The organism is Acidobacteriota bacterium (genome assembly GCA_028875575.1).
Classification (GTDB): domain Bacteria; phylum Acidobacteriota; class Terriglobia; order Versatilivoradales; family Versatilivoraceae; genus Versatilivorator.
Genome location: JAPPDF010000012.1, coordinates 1 through 4,583, shown reverse-complemented (window position 1 = coordinate 4,583; position 4,583 = coordinate 1). Strand labels below are relative to the sequence as shown.

Here is a 4,583-nt window from a genome sequence, read left to right as displayed (position 1 = left end):
ATCACTCCCCCCTTGAGGGGGAGTCGCAGAAGCCGAGCCGCAGGCGAAGGCTGATGCGGAGGGGGGCAATCGCGACGCCGCAAAGCTGCGGCAGGGCGGGGTCCCGGCTAATCAGAAGGCGCCGGAGATTCCAGGTCGGGGTCGACCCGCTCGCTCGGCCTGAGCCGACTATCCACTTCAATGCCGCTGACTTGGGCCAGAATGAGGTGGATCTGGCGCAAACCCTCCGTCAGAGCCGCCGGCCCGGGCTGCAGGATGTAGGTGGATTTGATCTCGTAGATCTGCCCCAGGCGGACGGCGGCCATTTCGGACCATCCGGCTCGTTGTCTGATCCGATCCTTGTTGACCTTGACGCCGCACCAGGAAGCGATAATGACCTCCGGGTCGCGCGAGAGCACGGTGCCCGGATCCACAATTCGGTCCCGCCCCAGCCGCTTTTGACGGAGTTCCGGAAAGACGGTCTCGCCCCCGGCCAGCTCTACAAGCTCTTCCACCCACTGAATGCCGCTGATCAAGGGATCTTTCCACTCCTCGAAAAACACCCGCGGGCGGCGGGGAAAGCGGCGGGCCGACGCCTCGATCGCCTCCAGGCCGCTCGACAGCTCCGAGACCAGGGCCGTGCCCTTTTGCGGCACACCCACCAGATCGGCCAGCGTCCCGATCACCTGCAGGATCTCCTTCACGCTCCTTTGATTGAATGTCAGAACGGTCAATCCCCGCCGGATCAATTCGGCGGCGATATCGGCCTGCAGGTCGGAGAAGGCCAGCACCAGATCGGGGCGCAGTTGCTCGATCTTGTCCAGTCGAGCGCTGATGAAAGCCGAGACTCGCGGCTTGGAACGCGCCTCCGGAGGGCGTACCGTGTACCCGGAGACCCCCACGATGCGGTCCTCTTCCCCCAGCAGATAAAGGGTTTCGGTGGTTTCCTCGGTCAGGCAGACAATGCGCTCCGGATAGCCCGCCCGGCCGCGGTGCTCGCGTTCCCCGCTCATTGCCTTTACCCTCCTTCCCGCGGCACGTCGCGCTAAACCAACCGAGAGAGCCGCCCCCCATGGCTTGCGACAGGCACTCTCAAATCGCCGAGAAGCGCCTCTGTCGGCGAAGCAAACCCAGAAAGGTGATTCCTCCGATCACGGCCGTGACCGCCCCTACCGGCAACTCACCCGAGGTCAGGGCCGTCCGGGCCAGGGCGTCGGCCAGCATCAGGAACCCGGCGCCCACCAGGAAGGAACAAGGCAGGACCAGCCGCACGTCCTGCCCCAACACCAGGCGGACTGCATGGGGAATAATCAGGCCCACGAAGGCGATGGTCCCGCCCTCGGCCACCGCCACGCCCACGATCAGGGAGGAAGCGATGTAGACCAGGCGCTCGCAGCGGCGCACGTTGACCCCCAGGCTGGCCGCCGATTCTTCTCCCATGGCCAGCAGGTGCAGATCGCGGGTAATGGCCAACAGGATCGCCCAGCCCGGAATCAGAAGAATCAGCATGCGCCAGATGCGGTCGAATCCCACTACGTCGATGGTCCCGATGGTCCAGCGAAGGATCTGCAGGGCCCGGCTGTAGTCGGCAATGTACTGAATCAGGATCACGCCGGCGCTGGCTATCAGGTTCACTACCACTCCGGCCAGCAGCAGCGTTCCGGGCATGACCACGTCGCCGGTTCGCGAGAGCCAGTAGACCACCAGAACAGCCGCGGCCGAGCCGGCGAATGCTGCCAGGAACACCATCGGCACCCCGGCCAGGTTGATGCCCCAACCGAGGGCAATGGCCACGCTGGCCCCCAGGGTCCCACCTCCCGAAACACCCAGGGTGAACGGCTCCGCCAGCGGATTGCGAAAGAAGGCCTGAAGGCAGGCTCCGACCGCGCCCAGGGAGGCACCCAGGATTCCTCCCAGAACCACCCGGGGAAGGCGCAACTGGAAAAAGAGGGAGCGCGCCGTTTCGTCCTCGCGCAAGAGGCTCAGATCCAGCAGGCGATAGCCCACCCAGAGGGAAACCAGCGTGGAGGCCGCCAGGAAGAGGAGCACCAGAATCAGGGGGCGTACCAGGTTCCGGGGCGCAACGGGGGCGGCGTTCCCGGGCTGTTGCGGGGAGGAGACGTTGGATTCCTGGCTGGATCCTGCGCCTGCGGGAACCTGGCGTGAAGCATCCATCCTCATCTCCTGACTACGGTTGCACCGATGCGGATCAGGTGCCGGACCAGACAAAGGTGCGCCCCTCCAACTTCCGGGCCCGAACCTGGGGGTCATCGTAAACCCGGGAAAGCACCTCGTCCCTCAGGACCTGCCCGGGGGGGCCTTCGGCCAGGAGGGATCCGCGGTGGATGGCAAAGACCCGATCGAAGGCAGGATCCAGCAACTGCAGGTCGTGAGTCACCATCAGCGCCGTCATCCCCTGCCGGTCCCGAAGCTGTCTCAGGATGCGGATGAGTGCTGCCCGGTGCTTCAGGTCCAGGGCGGCCGCGGGTTCATCCAGAATCAAACACTCCGGCTCCTGGGCCAGGGCCCTGGCCACGGCCACCAGTTGCCTTTCGCCTCCCGACAACTCCGTCACCGGACGAGGAGCCAGATGAGCAGCGCCTACCGTGGCCAGGGCCTTCAGGGCCTGCTCCACGTCGAAGCGGTTCTCGAAGCGGAAGCGGGGCGTGTAGGGACTCCTCCCGGTCAACACCACCTCCATGGCCGTAAAGGGGAAAATCATGGGATTGATCTGGGGAACGTAGGCCAGGGACCGGGCCAGCCGCTTCCGTGGAATGCCTTTCAACGGTTGCCCCGAAAAAAGAACTTCTCCGGCGTCCGGGGAACGAAGACCAGCCAGCAGGCGGATGAGCGTGGACTTGCCGGAACCGTTGGCGCCGATGAGGGCCGCCAGGGCGCCGTGCTCGAGTTTCAGGGAAACGTCATCGACCACCCACCGGTCGGCCTCGTAGGCAAAGCGGAGCCCACGGGCTTCGATGAGAGCATCGGCAGGGGTGGGGCTGGTGGAACTAGCGGACGCCATCCTTCCCAAACACCTCCGGGTGTATCAGTTGAGAGAAGAGCTCGGCCGTCTGGGCCACAAACTGGGAAGCGTGAAGGACAAACATTTCGCGAACGGGATAGACCCGCCCGCGGCGAACGGCCCGGATCTCCTTCAGTTCCGACCAGATTCCGACCGGTTCTTCGGCAAAGGCTCCCTGGGCTCCCTGCACCATGTCGATCACCACGTCGGGATTGAGGGTGACCACGGCCTCCTTGCCGATCCTGCCGTAGTTGAAGGTGGCGGGCGGGGCTATGGGCTTCCCGCCGGCAATCTCGATCAACCGGGACAGGTAGCTTCCCTGAGTGGCCGCATAGAGACCGCGCAGGGTTCCGGGCACCCGGTCCACCACGCAGAGAACCGAGGGTTTGGGCAAGCCCCGGGTGCGGGCGGCGACCTTGTCCAGTACGGCGCGAACCTCGTTCTGGAGACGACTGGCCTGCTGCTGTCGTCCCACACCCCGTCCCACGGCATCGATGGCCGTGAAGACATCCTGCAGCGACTGGCTCGGAACGACCAGCGTCGCGATCCCGAGGGCCTCCAGGTGGTTTTCGACGAAGGGAGCCTGCACCTCCGCCATGACCACCAGGTCGGGTGCAAGGCTGGCCACCTCCTCCAGGCTGGCGTTCTGCCAGCCGCCCACCCGAGGCAGAGAGGCCACGCTCGGGGGGTAGAAGCAGTAGTCCGAAACGGCGACTACCCGATCGAAGGCTCCCACCCCCTCCAATATGTCGGTGACGTTGGGGGACAGAGAGATGATGCGCCGGGGATTGCCCGGGTCAACGCCTGGTTCTTCAGAGTCGGATGAACCCCGAGAGTCACCGGTGCCCGGCCGTTGGCAGGACCACAGGCAGGAGAATCCCAGCAGAATCAGGCTCAACCAGGCCAGTCGCCCGATCCAGGCTCCTGTCCGGCGACTCGCCCACGAGTTGACGCGAATTTCTCGATGGTCCAGTAGCGCCCCCTCCGTCCCGTCCACGGAAAACCGACTCATCTCCTGCCTCGACTTCCAAAACGCGCCCGATTCATGCCGAGGCCTCCCTCATGCACTAAAACGGGAAACGGCATTCGAAAATGGATTTGGAATCCGGTGAGAGAAGGGGGAAAAGAGGAGCGGCACCATCGCTCTCATGCGAAGCGACACATCCGTGGAGCGCGGTCCCAGGCAGGTCTCCTGACTCGCAGGTCACGGCGTTTCAGACGGCCTTCCCGTTATCGAATGCAACAGTGGCCAATTGCAGTGCTGAAACACTCGCTGCTTACAGTGGCGCGACCGTGCGGGAATTGCACCCGCTTCCCTTTTCACTCGCAAGACTGCCGCGAGCACCTGGCACTCACCGCGGCAAATGCTAGCAAATGGGAAGTCCCCCGGTCAATTTTCCGAGGGAGAAGTGCCTCCCGCGGCGAAGGCGCCCGGGACCTGGGGGCGGCTTGTGAGTGGCGGTGGGAGAATGGATGGTCACTTACAGTGAGCCGCGTTCGCCCCCCACCGGTTCGACTGCGGGCGGGGCCCTTGTCTCACCGACTCCTGTACCGTTCTGAGAAGGACCTTTGGCGGATAATC

At 64.6% G+C, this 4,583-nt stretch carries 4 protein-coding genes and 1 riboswitch; all 4 genes read right to left on the bottom strand.

What is annotated here, in order from left to right; all coding sequences use genetic code 11:
* Positions 1–107: 107 nt before the first annotated feature.
* Positions 108–992: a cobalamin-binding protein gene (locus tag OXI69_01960; GenBank protein ID MDE2664897.1), complete on the bottom strand. Its 885-nt coding sequence runs from the start codon at positions 990–992 to the stop codon at positions 108–110.
* Positions 993–1,071: 79 nt separating this feature from the next.
* Positions 1,072–2,154: an iron ABC transporter permease gene (locus tag OXI69_01955; GenBank protein ID MDE2664896.1), complete on the bottom strand. Its 1,083-nt coding sequence runs from the start codon at positions 2,152–2,154 to the stop codon at positions 1,072–1,074.
* A gap of 34 nt (positions 2,155–2,188) precedes the next feature.
* Entirely contained in the window at positions 2,189–3,001 is an 813-nt protein-coding gene (locus OXI69_01950) for an ABC transporter ATP-binding protein (GenBank protein ID MDE2664895.1), read from the bottom strand.
* Complete coding sequence (locus tag OXI69_01945; GenBank protein ID MDE2664894.1) at positions 2,988–4,013, bottom strand: helical backbone metal receptor; 1,026 nt, start codon at positions 4,011–4,013, stop codon at positions 2,988–2,990. Before OXI69_01945 ends, OXI69_01950 begins: the two co-directional genes overlap by 14 nt.
* 152 nt (positions 4,014–4,165) lie before the next feature.
* Positions 4,166–4,365: riboswitch (cobalamin riboswitch) on the bottom strand.
* Positions 4,366–4,583: the final 218 nt, after the last annotated feature.